This window comes from Desulfovermiculus halophilus DSM 18834 (genome assembly GCF_000620765.1).
Classification (GTDB): Bacteria; Desulfobacterota; Desulfovibrionia; order Desulfovibrionales; family Desulfothermaceae; genus Desulfovermiculus; species Desulfovermiculus halophilus.
The window spans coordinates 1-18,735 of sequence record NZ_JIAK01000005.1; the positions used below are offsets into that span (position 1 = coordinate 1).

General features: G+C 58.4%; 12 protein-coding genes. 7 read left to right on the top strand and 5 right to left on the bottom strand.

Annotation, left to right across the window (positions count from 1 at the left end):
- The 6 genes from N902_RS15860 to N902_RS0101395 all read left to right on the top strand — a co-directional run.
- The coding region (locus N902_RS15860; RefSeq protein ID WP_034621231.1) for an ATP-binding protein at positions 1-239 on the top strand (239 nt) is incomplete at its 5' end.
- Between the two features lie 235 nt (positions 240-474).
- Positions 475-1,887 carry a type I glutamate--ammonia ligase gene (gene glnA, locus N902_RS0101375; protein WP_027369465.1) on the top strand — a complete coding sequence of 471 codons (1,413 nt, stop codon included), beginning with the start codon at positions 475-477 and terminating at the stop codon, positions 1,885-1,887.
- Between the two features lie 132 nt (positions 1,888-2,019).
- A complete protein-coding gene (locus N902_RS0101380; RefSeq protein ID WP_153304115.1) occupies positions 2,020-4,716 on the top strand; it encodes a [protein-PII] uridylyltransferase family protein in 2,697 nt (898 codons plus the stop codon).
- A 16-nt stretch (positions 4,717-4,732) separates the two neighbouring features.
- The gene (locus N902_RS0101385) at positions 4,733-5,863 is read left to right on the top strand and encodes a class II glutamine amidotransferase domain-containing protein (protein WP_027369467.1); all 1,131 of its coding nucleotides are present in this window, start codon (positions 4,733-4,735) and stop codon (positions 5,861-5,863) included.
- Positions 5,827-7,461: a glutamate synthase-related protein gene (locus N902_RS0101390; RefSeq protein ID WP_027369468.1), complete on the top strand. Its 1,635-nt coding sequence runs from the start codon at positions 5,827-5,829 to the stop codon at positions 7,459-7,461. Before N902_RS0101385 ends, N902_RS0101390 begins: the two co-directional genes overlap by 37 nt.
- 13 nt (positions 7,462-7,474) lie before the next feature.
- Positions 7,475-9,805, top strand: a complete 2,331-nt coding sequence (locus N902_RS0101395) for an FAD-dependent oxidoreductase (RefSeq protein ID WP_027369469.1) — start codon at positions 7,475-7,477, stop codon at positions 9,803-9,805.
- A 341-nt stretch (positions 9,806-10,146) separates the two neighbouring features.
- On the opposite strand, the gene N902_RS0101400 is transcribed toward N902_RS0101395, so the two are convergent.
- From N902_RS0101400 to N902_RS0101415, 4 genes are read right to left on the bottom strand one after another with little or no spacing between them, the layout of a single operon-like run.
- The gene (locus N902_RS0101400) at positions 10,147-11,742 is read right to left on the bottom strand and encodes an ABC transporter ATP-binding protein (protein ID WP_027369470.1); all 1,596 of its coding nucleotides are present in this window, start codon (positions 11,740-11,742) and stop codon (positions 10,147-10,149) included.
- A gap of 27 nt (positions 11,743-11,769) precedes the next feature.
- Positions 11,770-12,798, bottom strand: a complete 1,029-nt coding sequence (locus tag N902_RS0101405; protein ID WP_027369471.1) for an ABC transporter permease — start codon at positions 12,796-12,798, stop codon at positions 11,770-11,772.
- A gap of 4 nt (positions 12,799-12,802) precedes the next feature.
- Positions 12,803-13,888 (bottom strand): microcin C ABC transporter permease YejB, encoded by a 1,086-nt coding sequence (locus tag N902_RS0101410; RefSeq protein ID WP_027369472.1) that lies wholly within the window; start codon positions 13,886-13,888, stop codon positions 12,803-12,805.
- A 16-nt stretch (positions 13,889-13,904) separates the two neighbouring features.
- Positions 13,905-15,716, bottom strand: coding sequence for an extracellular solute-binding protein (locus N902_RS0101415; RefSeq protein WP_027369473.1), 1,812 nt, complete (start codon positions 15,714-15,716; stop codon positions 13,905-13,907).
- Between the two features lie 688 nt (positions 15,717-16,404).
- Here N902_RS0101415 and N902_RS0101420 point away from each other — a divergent pair.
- A complete protein-coding gene (locus N902_RS0101420; RefSeq protein WP_027369474.1) occupies positions 16,405-17,991 on the top strand; it encodes an FMN-binding glutamate synthase family protein in 1,587 nt (528 codons plus the stop codon).
- 226 nt (positions 17,992-18,217) lie between these two features.
- Here the strand turns inward: N902_RS0101420 and N902_RS0101430 are convergent, their stop codons facing one another.
- Positions 18,218-18,706: a hypothetical protein gene (locus N902_RS0101430; protein WP_027369475.1), complete on the bottom strand. Its 489-nt coding sequence runs from the start codon at positions 18,704-18,706 to the stop codon at positions 18,218-18,220.
- Positions 18,707-18,735 lie beyond the last annotated feature (29 nt).

Below are 18,735 nucleotides of genomic sequence, written 5' to 3' on the forward strand. Positions count from 1 at the left end.
ACGAAGACTTGCACGATCTCGTGGCCCAAAGATATGAACATGCATCCACCATCATTACAAGCAACCTTGATTTCCAGGAATGGGACCGGGCCTTTGAAAACAAGCTTTTGGGATCAGCTACCATCGATAGACTCCGGCATGATGCCTACCTGGTCTATTTGGATGGGCCCAGCTACAGGAAACCAAAGCCAAACCAAGCTCTCAAAAAAGAGGTGGAAAAAAGCCAAAAATCAGCCTAAAAAATGGGGGGTTCGCAACCTCAAGATGGCCACTTAAAACTGGCCCCATTAGGGCGATCATAGGGTGGCCCGATTAGCCGATCATGGGTGGCTCCATTGGGGTGGTCAATGACAGGGGGGGCAAAGCACGCAAGATTCTCCCAGAGATGGGGGATGCAGTGCTGCTTAATGTGGCATGTTCCTTGCTTAGCTATCTTTAGCAATTATTGATGCACATGTATGAAGGAGGCATCCTATGACCCCGAAAGAGGTGGTGAGCTTTGCTCAAGAGCAGGGGGCAAAAATGGTGGATTTCCGGTTCTTGGACTTCCCGGGAATCTGGCAGCACTTTTCCATCCCCATGAGCGAGTTTGACGAAAGTTCCTTTGAGGACGGCTTTGGTTTCGACGGATCCAGCATCCGCGGATGGCTGCCCATCAACGCCAGCGACATGCTGGTGGTTCCGGATCCGAGCACAGCCTTGATGGACCCATTCACCAAGGTGCCCACTTTGACCTTGATCGGGAATATCGTCGACCCGGTGACCAAGGAAAAGTACTCCCGGGATCCCAGATATATCGCCCAGAAGGCCGAGGAGTATTTGAGGTTCACCGGTATTGGAGATACCGCCTTTATCGGTCCAGAAGCGGAGTTCTTCATCTTTGACGATATCCGCTATGACTCGGCATCCAATTTCGGGTTCTATTCCATAGATTCATCTGAAGGGATTTGGAATACAGGCCGGGATGAAAGGCCGAACTTGGGCTATAAACCGCGGCACAAAGAAGGGTATTTCCCGGTTCCCCCCACGGATTCCTTAAACGACATGCGAAACGAAATGGTTCTGCAGATGCAGGATCTTGGGATCCGTGTCGAATGCCAGCACCACGAGGTGGCTACCGCCGGACAGGCGGAGATCGATATGCGCTTTGCCCCGTTGGTGGCCATGGGCGATCAGCTGATGTGGTTTAAGTACATCATCAAGAATGTGGCCCGGTCGCACAACAAAACGGTGACATTCATGCCCAAGCCCTTGTTCGGGGACAATGGGTCAGGCATGCATACCCACCTGTCCATCTGGAAGGACGGAGAGCCCCTGTTCGCCGGAGATCAGTACGCGGGGTTAAGCGAAATGGCCATGCACGCCGTGGGCGGAGTGCTTAAACACGCCAAGGCCCTGTGCGCCCTGACCAATCCGACCACGAATTCCTACAAGCGGCTGGTCCCAGGTTACGAAGCCCCGGTCAACCTGGCCTACTCCAGCCGAAACCGGAGTGCGGCCCTGCGGATACCCATGTACTCCGATTCACCCAAGGCCAAGCGGATCGAGATCCGTTTTCCGGATCCGTCGTGCAACGGCTATATGGCCTTCAGCGCTATGCTCATGGCCGCCATCGACGGGATAGAAAAGCGTATCGATCCAGGAGAGCCTCTGGACAAGGACATTTATTCCCTGAGCCCGGAAGAGCTCACAAACGTCCCATCCACCCCCGGGTCTCTGGACGAGGCCCTGGCTGCACTGGAAGAGGATCATGAGTTCTTGTGCCAGGGGGATGTCTTTACTGAAGACGTGATCCAGGCCTGGATCACGTACAAGCGAAACAGTGAGGTCGACCCGGTCCGGTTGCGGCCCCATCCGTACGAGTTCATGCTCTATTACGACATATGACCCGGGGGGCTTCGACCCAGCCTGTGGATTGTGACGTTTGCTGGGTCCAAGGGCTGGAATGGAAATCAGAAGCATACAGGGAACGGCCATCCGGGCAGTTCCCTTTTTTTGCCTGCCAACAGATGGGGAAGGATGAGAACACAGCAGCCCACCACTCCGGATTTGGACCGATTGCGGACAGGGTCCCGGTATTTGGCCAGGCTGCTGCACAACGAGGAGCTCGTGCACTGGCTGATGCACAAGCGCGCCCTGTGGCGCAAGGTTCCTCTTCCTGAGCTGTATCGGGAGCTTCACCAGAGCTGCACCCAGTGTGCGACCTTTACAGATGTGGCCCTCGCCTTCCGGGCATTTAAGCAGCGGCATTTCGCCCGCTTGGCCGGACGGGACGCCTTCGGGCTGGCCGATTTCTCCGAGGTCGTCTCCCAGGTCGGCGATCTGGCCCGGGCCTGTCTGCAGGCAGGATTGCACCTGCTCGACTCCAGGCCGGATCTATGGACGGATGCTTCCGCCCTGGATCCGGACATACTGCACAAGGGGGCGGGGCACCTCGGGGTCCTGGGGCTGGGCAAGCTGGGCGGCGATGAACTCAATTTTGTCTCCGACATCGATCTGATGTTTGTGCATGACCTCTCTAGACAGGGTGGAGCCGGACAAGGCGGATACAAACCGGTCCTGCGCCGGTTGAGTCAGGCCTTGATTCGGCTTGTGTCCGAACAGGTCGGCGGAGATCGGGTGTTTATCGTTGACATGCGCCTGCGGCCGGGAGGCAGGGAGGGAGAGATGGTGGTCTCAGTGGATCAAGCCCTGAATCACTATCAGATCCATGGCCGGTCCTGGGAGCGCCAAGCGTTGCTCAAGGCCAGACCTGTCGCCGGTCAGCGGGGCATCGGCAACAGCTTCCTGGATCAGATTCGACCCTTTGTTTTCCGTCGCTTTCTCGACTTTCAGGCCCTGGACGAGCTCAAGGCGATGCGCGATCACGTCCTGGATGAGGCCCGGGGCAGGGAAGACGCCCCTTTTAACCTCAAGCTGGGAGTGGGCGGGATCCGGGAAGTAGAGTTTGTGGTCCAGTCCATGCAGCTTGTGTACGGCGGACGTCATCCCGGGCTTGACGAGCCGAACACCTTGCGCTGCCTCCAGGTGCTGACCAGTCTGGGGCTCATGCCCAGGGAAGCGGCAGATTCCCTGTCCTCTGCCTATATTCTGCTTCGAAGAACAGAACACTGGGTGCAGCTGGAGAGCAATCGGCAGACCCATGTCCTGCCCCGGTCTGACCAGGATATGGATCGATTGGCCGCGGTCCTCGGATTTTCGTCCGGTGCAGAGCTGTCCCGAACGCTGCAGGAGGTGCGCGACGAGGTGCACTCCCACTTCAGTGCCCTTTTCCGCCCCTCAGCCAGTGTTCAGGATCCGGGCCCCGGGGAAGAGGCCGGGAGCTGGGGGGCACGCATGGCCGAGGACATAGTGTCCTGTCCTCCATTTCGCCGGGAAGTCCGCAAGGCTGTCCAGGCAGCCGCTAGCCGTCTGGAAAAAACCGGGGACAAGGGGGACGGCAATGCCTGGAGCATCCGGGTCGGCGAGCTGCTGCATAAGGCCGGTGTCCGGCCCGGCTTGACGGTTTTGCTGAACCGGGCCCCGTGGTGGCTGGAACACGTCATGTACGCCACTGCTGTTTCCCGGTTCGTATCCTCCCTGCTGCTGCACCAACCCAGCCTGCTTGAAGGCCTGCCCGAGAATGAGCTCTCCGGACCGGATCCTCTCTGGGCGGACAGGGCCTGGAGCATTGTGCATCGGGAACGGGGTTATGAACAGAGACTGGAGTGGATTCGCAGACTGAAAAATGAGCGGATGCTGGAAATCGTGGTCAACGATCTGCGGGGCTGGTTCGGCCCGGCCGGGGCGGAAGAGGAATTGACCGCCCTGGCCGACTGGACGATTCAAGCCACGTGGGAGGCCGTTGTCAGCCACTATGTTCCGGATCTCAAGCTGCCGATTGCTGTTCTGGGCTTGGGCAAGCTGGGAAGCCGGGAGATGGGGTATCTGTCCGATGTGGATCTGATGTTTGTCTGTGCCCTTGAACAGGATACAGACCAAATCCCGGCTCGGATGGTCAAGCTCATCCAGCGCTTCATGCGCATGGTAAGCACTCCCCTGCAGGAAGGGCCCGGCTATGTGGTTGATGCTCAAATCCGGCCCTCTGGGACCTATGGCCCGCTTATTGTCAGCGTTTCCAGGTGGTTGGGGTATTACCACCGGGAGGCGGACGTCTGGGAGATCCAAGCCTTGCTGCGCATGCGGGCGGTGGGAGGAAACAGCAGTCTGGGGCAGCAGCTGGAGGAAGAGGCAGGGGAGATATGTGCCAAACCCAGAGCCAGAGAGGCGGTCTGGCCCAGACTATGCCAGCTCCGACAGCGTATGGAGGTGGAGCGGAGCAGGGAGACACGGTCAACCCTGGATCTCAAACTGGGTCCGGGGGGACTTGCTGACGTGGAATTCCTGATTCAGGGAGTGCAGTTGACCCGAGGTGGGAGACAGATGCGGGCCCTGGGGGTCATTGACCTGATTGACATGCTCGGTCCTGAAGCCGGGCTTTCAACTTTGCACCTGGACGCACTGCGCAAGTGGTATGTTGCTCTGCGCAGCCTGGAGCTCCGGCTGCAACTTTTGACCAATCAGGCCTGGCCCCTGATCAGCCGGGATACGTTCATCCGGCTGCAAGAAAACGGGCTGTGGCCGCCGGGGAAGGCTGGGACCTCCATCCGGGAATGGAGCGATATTCAGGTGGGCAGACGAGAGATTCGAAAGATGTGGGAAAGGATGTGTGTGTAGTGGAGGAGGAAAGACTATGTGCCGGTTATTTGCCCTCACCAGTCAGGAGCCGCAGTCGCCAATGACGGCCATCCAGGCCATGGACGCCATGCGCGAGGGACACGACGGCTCCGGGGTGGGAATCATGCTCACCGATCTGGGTGGACCCTTTGAATATTTCAAGGGGGCGCCCATATTGTCCGGGATCTTCAGCCAGGACGGCCTGAAGCGCCTGGACCAGTACATGATGAACATCGGATTCAAGACCAAGTACCGCCTGGGCTTCAAAGTGGCCAAGGAGCCGCCTTCCGGGGTCCCAAAGCGGGATATGTACCTCATTCGGGCCTATGATTATCCTGAAAACTGGGAAGAGCTGTCCCAGTCAGAGATTGAGCACCGGCTGCTCACCATCCGGCTCACCCTTCGCCAAATGGGGGAGGAGCACAAGGACATGATCGTGTTCAGCTTCTGGCCGGATGTGATTATGGTCAAGGAGATCGGAGACCCTTATGAGGTGGCCGAGTATCTGCATCTGGACCACGAGGAACTGCAGGCCAGGGTGATTCTGGCCCAGGGACGGCAGAACACCAACTACGCCATCAATCTCTACGCCTGCCACCCCTTTTTCATTCAGGGAGTGGCCAGCATGACCAATGGGGAGAACACAGCCTTTGTCCCCATCAAGGAGTTCTTGAGCTCCCGGGGCTTTGCCGGGTACATGGGCTATGAATCCGACTCCGAGGTCTTTACCCACATCATGCATTACCTGCTAAACAGCCTAGGGCTTAAGCCGGAAGCCTACAAGCACATCATCACCCCCTTGCAGGAGGACGATCTGCGCGGACATCCAAACGCGGATTTCCTGCGCCGGCTGAAGCAGATTTGCCGGCGGTTGATCATCGACGGGCCCAACTGCGTTATCGGCTGCCTGCCGGACAAGTCGCTGTTCATGGTCCAGGACAGGAAGAAGCTGCGCCCTGGTGTGGTGGGGGGGAAGCCGGGATACTACGCCCTGTCCTCGGAGATCTGCGGTGTGGATGCCGTGATTCCGGACGCAGATCAGCACAGGACGTTTCAGCCCATGCATCTGGACACCGCTATCATCAGCCGTGAGCGCCAGGAGGTTCGCATATGCTCGCAACTGGATCCCTTGTCCCGAGTTCATTAAGCATCAAGGATCTCCCCTGGCAGGTGCATTGGAGCAAGGAGCGCTGTACCCTGTGCGGCAGGTGTACTGCGGTTTGTCCGGTGCAGGCCATTGAGCTGGGCGTATTCCGCAAGCGTTCGGTGCAGGCTGATCTGAGCTTGGGGCATTCACCAAGCACGGCCCACAGCGTGTATCACGGCATCCGGCAGCGGATAGATCCCGCCTATGCCTGCGTCGGGTGCGCCATGTGCGCCCAGGTCTGCCCCAATGACGCCATTTTGCCCTATCGATCGGACGAGGCGGACAAGCTCAGGTTTCATGTCAATCGCGGCGGGCAGCCAAGGCGGAGAGGCGGACGGCGGAATGTGCCGGAAGGTGTTTTGGACCGGATCAAGTTCACCCGCATCTCCATGCTCACAGACCCGGCCCTGGACGCCGGCCGGCACGAGTTTGAGCTTCGCACCCTGCTGGGCAGGGTCCTTTCTCCGGAGGAGCAGATTGCGGCCTGGAAAGAGAACAGCTGGACCCCGCCGGTGCGGGAGATCTATCCCTTGATCATTGGCTCCATGTCCTTTGGAGCCCTGTCTCCGAACATGTGGGAAGGATTGATGATGGGGGTGGCCTATCTGAACGAGGAGCTGGGCATGCCGGTGCGCATGGCCACAGGCGAAGGGGGGTGTCCGCCGAGGCTGCTCAGGTCCAGGTTCTTGAAATACGTGATCCTGCAGATCGCCAGCGGATATTTCGGGTGGGACGAGATCATTCACGCCCTGCCGGAAATGACCGAAGACCCTTGTGCTGTGGAGATCAAGTACGGACAGGGGGCCAAGCCCGGGGACGGAGGGCTTTTGATGTGGTACAAGGTGAACAGGCTGATCGCAGCTATACGGGGGGTGCCCCCCGGGGTGAGCCTGCCCAGCCCGCCGACGCACCAGACCAAGTACTCCATTGAAGAAGCGGTGGCCAAAATGATCCAGTCCATGTCCATGGCCTGGGGGTTTCGAGTCCCGGTTTATCCCAAGATCTCCGCTACCTCGACCGCCTTGGCTGTATTGAACAACCTGACCAGGAACGATTACGCGGCCGGGCTGGCCATTGACGGTGAAGACGGGGGGACAGGGGCGGCCTACAATGTGTCCATGGACCACATGGGGCACCCAATCGCCAGCAATCTGCGAGATTGCTACCTGAACCTGGTCAAGCTGGGCAAGCAGAACGAAATCCCCCTGTTTGCCGCCGGGGGGGTGGGCAAGCGGGGCAATCTGGCGGCCAATGCCGCGGCTTTGATCATGCTCGGAGCCAGCGGGGTGCAGATCGGCAAGTACGTGATGCAGGCCGGGGCTGGATGTCTGGGTTCGGAGACTGACCGGTGCAACATCTGCAACATCGGCCTGTGCCCCAAGGGGATCACCTCCCAGGATCCCCGACTGTATCGCCGTCTGGACCCGGAAAAGGTGGCTGAGCGGGTGGTGGATCTCTTTTTGTCTTTTGATACAGAGCTGCGCAAGATCGTGGCCCCTCTGGGCAGATCCACCTCCCTGCCCATAGGCATGTCCGACGCCCTGGGGATTGATGACCCGAACATAGCCCAGCGGCTGCAAATACGGTATGTGGTGTGAGGTCAGTACAATGATGAGCGATACATGGCAGCGCATTTCAGGCAAGGAACAGGGCCGCCGGATTGAGTCCCGGGTCCTGGAGGAAAGGATACAAGAGGCAGTACGGCATGGGCACCGCCACCTGCAGGTGGAGGCCATGGGCCATCACGGCATCGGGGGACGACTGTGGTCCGCAGGGCGGGAACAGGTGCAGATCACCATCATCGGTCCGCCGGGGCAGCGGGTGGGATCCATGGGCTTTGCCAACACGCATATTGAGGTCATGGGCAATGCCTCAGACGATGTGGGCTGGCTGAACGCCGGGGCGGAGATTGTGGTGCACGGCCACGTTGGCAACGGCACAGCCAATGCCATGGCCCAAGGCCGGATCTTGGTGGCGGGAAACACCGGGGCCAGATGCATGACCATGACCAAGCACAATCCCCGGTTCGATCCACCCGAACTCTGGGTCCTGGGCTCGGTCGGCGACTATTTCGCCGAGTTCATGGCCGGAGGCATCGCCGTGATCTGCGGGTATCAGCCCCAGAATCCGGAGAACATCCTCGGGTATCGGCCCTGTGTGGGCATGGTCGGGGGCAAGATATTCTTTCGGGGCCCCCATCAGGGATACAGCCGGCCTGATGCGGTGCTGGAAGCGGTTTCGGACCAGGATTGGAACTGGCTGACCGCTGGTCTGCAGCTTTTTGTCCAACGGATTGAGCAGGAAGATCTGTATTCAGAGCTTGCTCGCCGGGAACAATGGCAGTGTCTGCGGGCCAGGACGCCCGAGGAAAAAAGGGGTTTGCCCCGGCCGGGAATGGGTTCGTTCAGGACCACGGTCTGGGACCGGGAGTTGGGCCAGGGCGGTTTGATCGGGGACATAAGCAGGGACGACCGCTCGACGATTCCAGTCATTACCACCGGAGATCTGCGGCGGTACGTGCCGGTGTGGGAGAACCGGGTCTTTGCCGCCCCGTGCGAGGCCAGTTGTCCAACCGGCATACCGGTCCAGGAACGCTGGCGTCTGGTGCGCGAAGGACGGGTTGACGAGGCTGTTGATCTGGCCCTGTCCTACACCCCGTTTCCGGCCACTGTCTGCGGCTATCTCTGCCCCAATCTGTGCATGCAGAGCTGCACCCGGGCCGGACAGCAGATCCCGGCAGTGGATGTGGCTCAGCTGGGCCGGGCCAGTCTGGAGGCCAAGGCTCCCCAGCTGCCCCCGTTGTCCGGTGCCCGGGTGGCTGTGCTCGGAGCCGGTCCGGCGGGCCTGTCCGTGGCCTGGCAGCTTCGTCTGCTGGGGCATGAGCCGGTTGTCTTCGATCGGGGAGGGAGCCTGGGGGGCAAGATCAGTCAGGTCATACCCGGCTCGCGTATTCCGCACAAGGTGTTATACCACGAGCTGGAACGGATCCGGGAGGTCTTGCCCTCCATTCATTTGCAGCATCCCTTGAGCAAGGACCAGGTGGACCGGCTGCGGGAGGAGTACGACGCGTTGGTCGTGGCTGTCGGAGCCCACGAACCCAGGGTACTTCCACTGCCGGGCAAGGAACATCTGGTCTCGGCCCTGGAATTTCTGCGCCGGGCTCAGGAGGATACAGCCAGTCCGGGCAAACAGGTGGTGATCATCGGGGCCGGAAATGTGGGCTGCGACGCAGCAACTGAAGCAGCCAGGCTGGGAGCGGAGGAGGTCACCCTCCTGGATATCCAGGAACCTGCGTCCTTTGGGGAGGAACGCAGGGCGGCAGAGGCTGCGGGAGCTACGTTCCGCTGGCCGGTGCATGTCAAGGAAGTTCGAGCAGACGGGATAGAGCTGACTGATGGGGAATTTTTGCCCGCAGATACTGTGATCGTCTCCGTGGGTGATCAGCTGGAGACCGGATTCCTTCCGGACAGCGCGGATCTTGAGCACGGATTCGTGCGCGTGGACGCCACCTATCAAACCGCTGACCCCAAGGTTTTTGCTGTCGGGGATGCGGTCAGGCCCGGGCTGATCACCGACGCCATTGGAGCCGGACGGACAGTCGCCCGGACCCTTGACGCCCGCTTCCGGTCCGGGACGAAGGATCCGGAAGATGTGGACCGGCCGATGATTGATCGCAGCCGGATCACCCTGGAGTACTTTGATCCGCGGCGGACGAGTCTTTCCGGAGTGGAGGAGTGCGCCGGGGAATGCGCGTCATGCGGCACGTGCCGGGACTGCGGGATCTGCATAGCCATCTGCCCTCAGGCGGCCATTACCAGGCATGGCTTTGAGGACGGGGACTTTGAGCTGGTGGTCGATCCGGAGCGGTGCATCGGCTGCGGGTTCTGTGCCGCCGCCTGTCCTTGTGGGATATGGAATCTGGTGGAGAATGAGCCGCTGTAGTACATATTTTGGGTTCTTCGACGTAGCCTGTGGATTTTTGGCGTTCGCCGTCTCTTCTGTGTGCCCACTTTCGGCCCGGTATTTTCTAAGCCCCGCCAAAGGGGGATCCCTGCCCCCTCCCGGCTACTCACGTGCAGGTCACTGCTTTCTGTGTGCCTAAAGCTTATCATGCACGTGAGTGCCGGGTTTCCCCCTTTTGGCGGGACCAAGAAAATGTACGGGCCTTACGCTTACGGCACACAGAAGAGACGGCAAACTCTTATGTATGCAATTCCACGTTTTGTGTCGAAGAGCCACATTTTGCGTCAAGCGCAAAATGTGTAATCGAGGCAGCTGACCTCTCAGGCGAATGCCGCCTGCAAAAGCTCCCGGGTATATGCGGTCCGGGGGCTGGTAAAGATGTCTTCAGCCAGGCCGGATTCCACGATCCGGCCCTGACGCATGACCAGGACCCGGTGGCACAGGGCGCGGACCAGCTTGAGATCATGGGAGATGAACAGGTAGGAAAGCCGCATTTCGGCCTGCAGTTTGCGCAGGAGGTCGATGATTTGGCCCTGCACGGAACGATCCAGGGAAGAAGTGGGCTCATCCAGAATAATCAACTTGGGGCGCAGGACAAGGGCACGGGCAATGGCGATGCGCTGTCTTTGGCCGCCGGAGAATTCGTGCGGGTAGCGGTTTCGGAACTCGGGGTCCAGATGCACGGTTTCCATGGCTTTAATGACCAGCATTTCCTGCTCGTTTTTGTCTGCTCCTCTGTGCAGGCCCAGGCCTTCGGCAATGATGTCCTGTGCCGGCATGCGCGGGCTGAGGCTGCCGAAAGGGTCCTGAAAAACCACCTGGATGTCTTTGCGCAGCGGACGCATTTTCTTGGGGGATAGCTGATCAATACGGCGGCCGTTGAGGAGTATTTTCCCCTGGCTGTGGATCAGCCGAAGGACGGCCAGGCCCAGGGTGGTCTTGCCTGAACCGCTCTCACCGACAATGCCCACACTTTCCCCGGCCTTGATATCCACATCCACCCCGTCCACGGCTTTGAAGTGATCCACAGTCCGCTTCAGGATCCCCTTGGAAATTGGGAACCAGACCCGCAGATTCGTTACATCCAGGACAGGCTCTGGGCCGGAAGACAGGGGAACGGCACGCCCGCTGGGTTCGGAGGATACCAGATGGCGGGTGTAGGCGTGTCTGGGGGATTGGAAGATTTCCTGCGCGGTCCCGGTTTCAACCACTTTCCCCTGGGACATGACCGCCACCTTGTCTGCGATATGCCGGACAACGCTCAAATCATGGGAGATAAAGAGCACGGCCATGTGCATGCGTTCCTGCAGCCGGGCCAAAAGGTCCAGGATCTGGCGTTGAACAGTGACATCCAGGGCGGTCGTCGGTTCATCGGCTATGAGCAGCTCCGGCTCGTTGGCCAGGGCCATGGCGATCATCACCCGCTGTCTCTGGCCCCCGGACAGTTGATGAGGGAAGGCCTGCATGCGTTTTTCCGGCTGATCGATTCCCACCATGTTAAGCAGCTCCAGACAGCGGTCTCTGGCCTGCAAGTTGCTGCCTCCCTGGTGGAGGACAATGTTCTCGCTGATCTGTTTGTGCACTGGGTGCAAAGGATTAAGAGAAGTCAGGGGCTCCTGAAAGATCATGCCTATCTGCCCGCCGCGGATGGAGCGGAGCTCACTCTCCTTGGCCTGCAATAGGTCCCTGCCCTTGAACATGATTCGTCCGCTGGGGTAGCTGATCTCATGCCGGTGGTGCAGGCCGAGGATGGAGAGGGCGGTCACCGATTTTCCGGATCCGCTTTCGCCGACCAGGGCCATTGTTTCTTTGCTGCCAAGGCTTATGTCCACGCCGTTGACGGCCACAAAAGACTCCGAACCGGTATGGAAAGCGACCCTGAGATCTTCAATATGCAAAAGAGGTGGCTGGGGCATACGATTGCGTGACGGCTCAGATGGAGTTTAGTTCTGCCGGGGGTCAAAGGCGTCCCGGGCCGCCTCGCCGATAAAGACAAGGAGACTGAGAAGCAAGGACAGGACCACAAAGGTTGAAATGCCGATCCAGGGGGCGTGCAGGTTGGCCTTGCCCTGGGCTAGGAGCTCACCCAAGGAAGGCGATCCCACCGGCAGGCCGAATCCGAGAAAATCCAGGGAAGTCAAAGTGGTAATCGCTCCGTTCAGGATAAAGGGCAGAAAGGTCATGGTGGCGATCATGGCATTGGGAAAGATGTGCTTGAACATGACAGTAGAGTCCCGGTGGCCCAGGGCCTTGGCCGCACGCACATAGTCCAGATTCCGGCCGCGGAGAAACTCGGCCCGGACCAGGTCCACCAGGGTCATCCAGCTGAACAGGAGCATGATGCCCAAAAGCCACCAGAAGTTGGGCTGCACAAAGCTGGAGAGGATAATCAGCAAAAATAAGACCGGCAGACCGGACCAGATCTCAATGAAGCGCTGGCCCAGGATGTCGATTTTCCCCCCGTAGTATCCTTGGACCGCCCCGACAGCTATGCCAATCAAGGAGCTCAGTCCGGTCAAGGCCAGCCCGAAGAGGACCGAGATCCGGAATCCGTAAATCAGCCGGGCCAGGACATCCCGGCCGTTGTCGTCCGTTCCCAGCCAGTTTTCGGAGCTGGGGGGAGCAGGCACGGCCTGGTTGATGGTGTAGTTGACTGTATCGTAGCTGAAGGGTATCGGCGGCCAGAGCATCCAGCCCTTGTCCTGTATCATGGCCTGGACCGCCGGGTCCCGGTATTCTGCTTCAGTTGGGAAGAACCCGCCGAATGCTGTTTCTGGGTAGGAAAAGAGCACCGGGCAGTACAGATCGTGATCGTACCAGATCAGGAGAGGCTTGTCGTTGGCTATGAATTCCGCTCCCATGCTGAGGAGGAAGAGGAGGAGAAAAAGATACAGGGACCAGTAGCCACGGCGGTTGCGCTTGAACTGCTCCCAGCGGCGGCGGTTGAGGGGGGAGAGGGTGGTGAGGCGCATGCCCTTATCCCTCCCTGGTCTCGAAATCTATCCGGGGATCGATCACTGTATACAGCACGTCGCTGATCAATTTGGTGAGTAGGCCTAAAAGGGTAAAGATGTACAAGGTGCCGAACATGACCGGGTAGTCGCGCTGCAGCGTGGACTCAAAGCCCAAGAGGCCCAGTCCGTCCAGGGAAAAAATGATTTCGATGAGCAGGGAGCCGGTAAAGAACATGCTGATGAAGGCCGCTGGGAAACCGGCGATGATGATCAGCATCGCGTTGCGGAAGACGTGTCCGTAGAGGATCCCCCGCTCGCTGACTCCTTTGGCCCGGGCGGTGAGCACATACTGCTTGTGGATCTCATCCAGAAAGGAGTTTTTGGTCAGCATGGTCAGGGTGGCGAATCCGCCGATGACCATGGCTGTGACCGGCAGAGCCAGGTGCCAGAAGTAGTCGACGATCTTGCCCCAGACGGACAGAGAGTCGAACCCGGGGGAGATCAGGCCGCGCAAGGGGAACCAGTCCAGATAGGTCCCTCCGGCGAAGAAGATGATCAGCATGAGGGCAAACAGAAAGACAGGCACCGCGTGGCCGATGACGATGGCTGCGCTGGTCCAGACATCAAAAGAAGACCCGTGGCGGACGGCCTTGCGGATGCCCAGAGGGATGGATACGGCATAGATGATCAGCGTGCTCCAAAACCCCAAAGAAACGGAGACCGGCATTTTGTCCAGGATCAGCTGCAGCACGCTGCGGTCCCGGAAAAAGCTGTCTCCGAAGTTCAGGCAGGCGTAATCCTTGAGCATGGTCACATAGCGGACCAGTACTGGCTGATCGAATCCGTACAGGGCCTCGATTTCATTGATCAGCTCAGGGCTCAGGCCCTGGGCCCCCCGGTAGGTGCTTTCACGGGTGGAGCTGGAGACATCGGCCTCCTTGACGCCCTGGATTCGTTCTATGGCCTGCCCGCCCTGGCCCTGAAGCTTGGCGATCATCTGCTCCACCGGGCCGCCTGGAGCGAACTGGACCACAACGAAGTTGATGGTCATGATCCCGATCAGGGTGGGGATAATGAGCAGGAGCCTGCGGATGATGTAGGAGGTCATCGTTCAGCTTTGCAGGTTAAGGTCCTGATTCATTCTGTACCCACCAGGTATACAGTCCCAGTCCATACGGCGGAGTATTGTGGGGGTGCTTGAGCTTGTCCCAGTAGGCCACCCGGAATACGTCGGTGTGCCAATGGGGAACAAGGTAATGGCCCCAGAGCAAAGCCCGGTCCAGGGCTCTGGTCCGGACAATCAAGGATTCCCGGTCCGGCGCGCTGATGACCTTGTCCACCAAAGCGTCTACGGCCGGATTGGCGATGCCCATGTAGTTGTTGCTCCCGGGCATATCCGCTGCCGAGGAATGAAAGTAGGAGCGCTGCTCATTGCCCGGTGACAGGGACTGGGGCAGAACGGCGACGGTCATGTCGAAATCGAACTCCCGCATACGGGTGATGTACTGGGATGTGTCCACCAAGCGAATGGAGGCGTCGATTCCCAGGCGCTGGAGGTTCTTGGTGTACGGGATGCAGACCCGCTGAAAGGCGGGTGATTGGAGCAGGATTTCAAAGGACAGGGGGCGGCCCTGAGCATCTGTCAGGCGACCGTTTTCCATCCGCCAGCCTGCTTGAGCAAGCAGCTCATGGGCGGTGCGCAGGTTTTCTCGAATAGTTGTGTCCCCGGCGGTGGACGGCGGGCTGTAGGCCTGGGTAAAGACCTCGGGCGGGAGGTGTTTTCGATACGGCTCGAGTATGTTCAGTTCGGCCTCTGAAGGTGGTCCGCTGCTGGCCAGCTCGGAATTGGAAAAATAACTGGCTGTTCGGGTGTACTGCCCAAAGAAGAGGTGCTCGTTGCTCCATTGGAAGTCGAATGCATAGGCCAGGGCAAGACGGGTTTTCCTGTCCTGAAACACGCTTCGGCGCAGGTTCATGGCAAAGGCCTGCATGCCCTGAGGCAGGCTGTGGCTGATTTCTTCCTTTGTGATCCGTCCCTGTTTTAGGGCCGGGCAGTCATACCCCTTGGCCCAGCTCTTGGAAGTGTTTTCCAGGCGAAAATCAAACTCTCCGGCTTTGAAGGCCTCCAAAGCGACTGTTTCATCCCGGTAGCAATCATACCGGACAGCATCAAAGTTGTATCTGCCCACATTTGCCGGGTGATTCCGGGCCCAATAGTCCTCTACCCGTTCATAGCGCACGAACTGGCCGGCCTTGAAATCAGCAATCCTGTACGGCCCACTGCCGAGAGGGACGGTAAGTCCTGCGTCGGGAAAGGACTTTTCCTCCCAAAAGTGTTCCGGAAGGACCGGCAGTTGTCCGATGATCAGGGGCAGTTCTTTGTTTTCTCCAGCCTTGAATGTGAACTCCACGCGGGCGTGGTCCAGGACCTGCACGTCCTTCACATCCGCATAGTACTGCTTGTAGGTCGGTGCCCCGTGTTTCATGAGCAACCTAAAGGTGAAGGCTACGTCCTGGGCCGTGATTGGGTGCCCGTCGTGGAATCTGGCCCGGGGGTCGATATGGAAGCGGACCCAGGAACGGTCCTGGGGCAGGGTGATCCTGTCGGCGACCAGACCGTATTGGGTGAAGGGCTCGTCTTCGGAGCGTACGGTCAGTGTATCGTAGATCAGGCCGATGTCTTCGGCGGGGTATCCCTTGGGCACATAGGGATTGAAGGTATCAAAGGCCCCGATGGTTGCTTGCCGGAACAGTCCACCTTTGGGGGCCTGAGGATTGACATAGGCAAAGTGGCTGAAGCCGGCCGGGTATTTTGGGTCTCCGCTCATGGCCACGGCATGGGCTGTGCGCACTTTGGCTAGGGTGGATGCAGGGGCAGGTTGGGTCACCGTGGCCAGCAGCAGAGCCAGGGCCAAAGCGAGGGGCAGCATACGCATATAAGCTCCTACAGATGGACTGTCTGCTGTTTTTGGCCAGCAGAAAAACTCCGGTTCTTCGATGTCGCCTGTGGATTCTTGGAGTTTGTCATCTCTTCTGCATCCAATTCCACTTCCTGTGTCGAAGAGCCAGAACTCCAGGGAATCTGATCCTTGTGTACGCAGGCCGGGAGCGGCTTGTCAAACCCCAAGTCATCCCTGGCCCCTTGGGTCTGAGGCACAGGAACCAGAGGCGCTTGGAGACGATGTTGGGTTTAAAAATTTTAATTTTTTGGCAATCCTGGCACAAAATTGTATTTATCCAGGTTTTGAGCGAGCTCTTTAGGTAATGGGCTGAAATGACGAAGAGTATGCTTGGTTCTGACCATAAGTCCACGGAAAGCCGCCGACTGAGCGGGGGCCCAGAGTACAACAATGGGCGTGTCTGCTGCGAATGCCAGGTTTTTTTGTGCTGCATAATATGTAAGTCTCTTGAATGATGTGAACTGTTATATTGGTGTGTGGTGGCATGCAGATTGCTTCATATAGGATTGATCGTTTGGTCATGACGGCAAAGCCATTCCGGCAGCAACAAGAGGTGGATCCTTATGTGTCCGCCACAAGGCTGCCGGCTTCAGCCGCTTTGCATCTGGTGAACGTTTGGCCCTTATGGCCTGTAAGCTGAAGAATACGTCAACAGGGAGGAGACATGAATCTGCACCGTCCCAATGCCAATGAAGCCCTGCAAACCAAAAACCGGTCCAAGGACGTGACCCCGCAATCAGGAATCTGCTCCCGGTGTGTGGATGGGTGCCGGGGAAACTGCGACATGTTCAATGCGACCTTTCGGAGCCGCGAGCTTCTGTATCCCAAGCCTTTTGGGGAGATAACGGCCGGGGCGGACAAGGACTATCCGATTGATTATTCACACTTAAACATCATGGGCTATGCCCTGGGGGCGGAAGGCACAGTTGCCGACCCCGATTACGCTACCTTCCCCAGTGTTGATACCACCACAGCCTTTGGAACCCTTGATCCGGTAAAAATGAAGTCCCCCATGTTTACCGGGGCCCTGGGCAGCACTGAGATCGCCCGCAAGAACTGGGAGCATTTTGCAATCGGTGCAGCCATTACCGGGATCAGCCTGGTATGCGGGGAAAACGTGTGCGGGATTGATCCGGAACTCAAGCTGGGAAAGCATGGATTGGTCGAGGATGCACCGGATTTGAAGAGACGGGTTGAGGCCTACCGCAAGTATCATAGCGGCTACGGAGATATCCTGGTTCAACTCAACGTGGAAGACACCCGTCTGGGGGTGGCTGAATATGCTGTACAAGAGCTCGGTGTGGAGACCCTGGAACTGAAATGGGGACAGGGAGCCAAGAGCATCGGCGGAGAAATCAAGGTCAGTAATCTGGATCGGGCCCTGGAGTTGAAAAAGCGTGGGTATATCGTTACTCCCGATCCTGAACTGGAAGCAAATCAGCTGGCCTTTAAGCATGGATCGATCAAAGAATTCGAACGTCACTCCCGTCTGGGATTCGTGGATAAAGAGAGCTTCCTGCACGAGGTGGAGCGTCTGCGCCGCTTGGGGGCCAAGCGGGTCACCCTGAAAACGGGCGCCTATCCCATGCGGGAGCTGGCCATGGCCATCCGCTGGGCCTCCGAGGCCCGCATCGACCTGCTGACTGTCGATGGTGCCCCGGGAGGAACCGGCATGAGTCCCTGGCGGATGATGGCTGAGTGGGGCATTCCTGCCCTGTATCTGCATTCAATGACCTATGAGCTGTGTCACCGGCTGGCGGAGAAAGGGCATTGGGTCCCGGATATTGCCTTCGCCGGCGGGTTCTCATCCGAGGATCACATGTTCAAGGCCCTGGCTCTCGGCGCTCCGTACTGCAAGGCGGTGTGCATGGGCCGAGCCCTGATGATTCCGGGCATGGTGGGCAAAAACATTGGACGCTGGCTCAATGGCGAGGACGGCGGACTGCCCAATTCCGTCGCCAAGTACGGAAAGTCCAAGGAAGAGATCTTTCTGTGCTATGAGGAGCTCAAGGACATATATGGCCCGGAGGTGGACGATATGCCCCTGGGCGCCCTGGGAATCTACAGTGCCGGTGAAAAGCTGCGGGTTGGACTGCAGCAGATTATGGCCGGGGCCCGCAAGTGGCGGGTGGATCTGATCAACCGCAAGGACTTGGCCTGTCTGACTCAGGAGGCGACGGATGTGACCGGTATTCCGTACATCATGGATGCCTACCGGGAGGACGCCTTGCGGATTATCGACGGTGAGTAATTGTTTCTTGGATTCAAAGGCTTAGATCAGAGCAAAAGCCCGGGGCAGGATATCCTGCCCCGGGCTTTTGTCTTGGTGCTGTTTTACAAGGAAGAGTGACGGCCCGAGGACAAACAGAAAGATGGCGGACCGCTGGATGGTTCTGATGCCGCTTTTCTTGTCGTTTTGAAGGAGCGAAGCGAATGAAGAATCTATCCCAGTGTCGATGAGCCAAGGACTTGCTGGGTTAGCACCTTTGATCTTGGTAGTCAGGGATGATCCGGGATCGTTCTTGATAATTGAGCCAAGTCCTGCCCCGCTCCTCATCGAATTGCATATACTTGGACAGGGTAACCAAGGCCCGTTCTGAAAACTTGACCCGATCTCCGTCCAGATCCATATACAGATGGTCATTATGAATGGACAGCTTGTCTGGAGGGAGAGGGACGTCCTGCCCAGTATTCAGCTTCAAAATCACATTCTGGTCTTTCTCCTGGACATCAAAGACAAAAAGAGCAGTGTCCTCGTAGGGAAAATAGACCTTTTCCCGAAAATCCGGGTGATCCTGGGTCAGGTAAAAGCCGTGTTCATCTTTGCGGATGCAGGCGTGGAAACGGGCAATGATCTTGGGATGGTGAAATTTTCCATGTCGGTTGCGCCAGCAGCCGTCCTTGTCCAGCCAGAAGACGGCATCTTCCTTGGGAACTATGCGTACAGGAAGGAAAGAATTGTTCATAACTGTCCTTGCTTATACAGGAGGAGGGG

Bases quoted from the DNA above. Each gene is read 5' to 3' on its own strand.
- glnA (WP_027369465.1), top strand. From the start codon at position 475: ATGACCCCGAAAGAGGTGGTGAGCTTTGCTCAAGAGCAGGGGGCAAAA.
- N902_RS0101380 (WP_153304115.1), top strand. From the start codon at position 2,020: ATGAGAACACAGCAGCCCACCACTCCGGATTTGGACCGATTGCGGACA.
- N902_RS0101385 (WP_027369467.1), top strand. From the start codon at position 4,733: ATGTGCCGGTTATTTGCCCTCACCAGTCAGGAGCCGCAGTCGCCAATG.
- N902_RS0101390 (WP_027369468.1), top strand. From the start codon at position 5,827: ATGCTCGCAACTGGATCCCTTGTCCCGAGTTCATTAAGCATCAAGGAT.
- N902_RS0101395 (WP_027369469.1), top strand. From the start codon at position 7,475: ATGAGCGATACATGGCAGCGCATTTCAGGCAAGGAACAGGGCCGCCGG.
- N902_RS0101400 (WP_027369470.1), bottom strand. From the start codon at position 11,742: ATGCCCCAGCCACCTCTTTTGCATATTGAAGATCTCAGGGTCGCTTTC.
- N902_RS0101405 (WP_027369471.1), bottom strand. From the start codon at position 12,798: ATGCGCCTCACCACCCTCTCCCCCCTCAACCGCCGCCGCTGGGAGCAG.
- N902_RS0101410 (WP_027369472.1), bottom strand. From the start codon at position 13,888: ATGACCTCCTACATCATCCGCAGGCTCCTGCTCATTATCCCCACCCTG.
- N902_RS0101415 (WP_027369473.1), bottom strand. From the start codon at position 15,716: ATGCGTATGCTGCCCCTCGCTTTGGCCCTGGCTCTGCTGCTGGCCACG.
- N902_RS0101420 (WP_027369474.1), top strand. From the start codon at position 16,405: ATGAATCTGCACCGTCCCAATGCCAATGAAGCCCTGCAAACCAAAAAC.
- N902_RS0101430 (WP_027369475.1), bottom strand. From the start codon at position 18,706: ATGAACAATTCTTTCCTTCCTGTACGCATAGTTCCCAAGGAAGATGCC.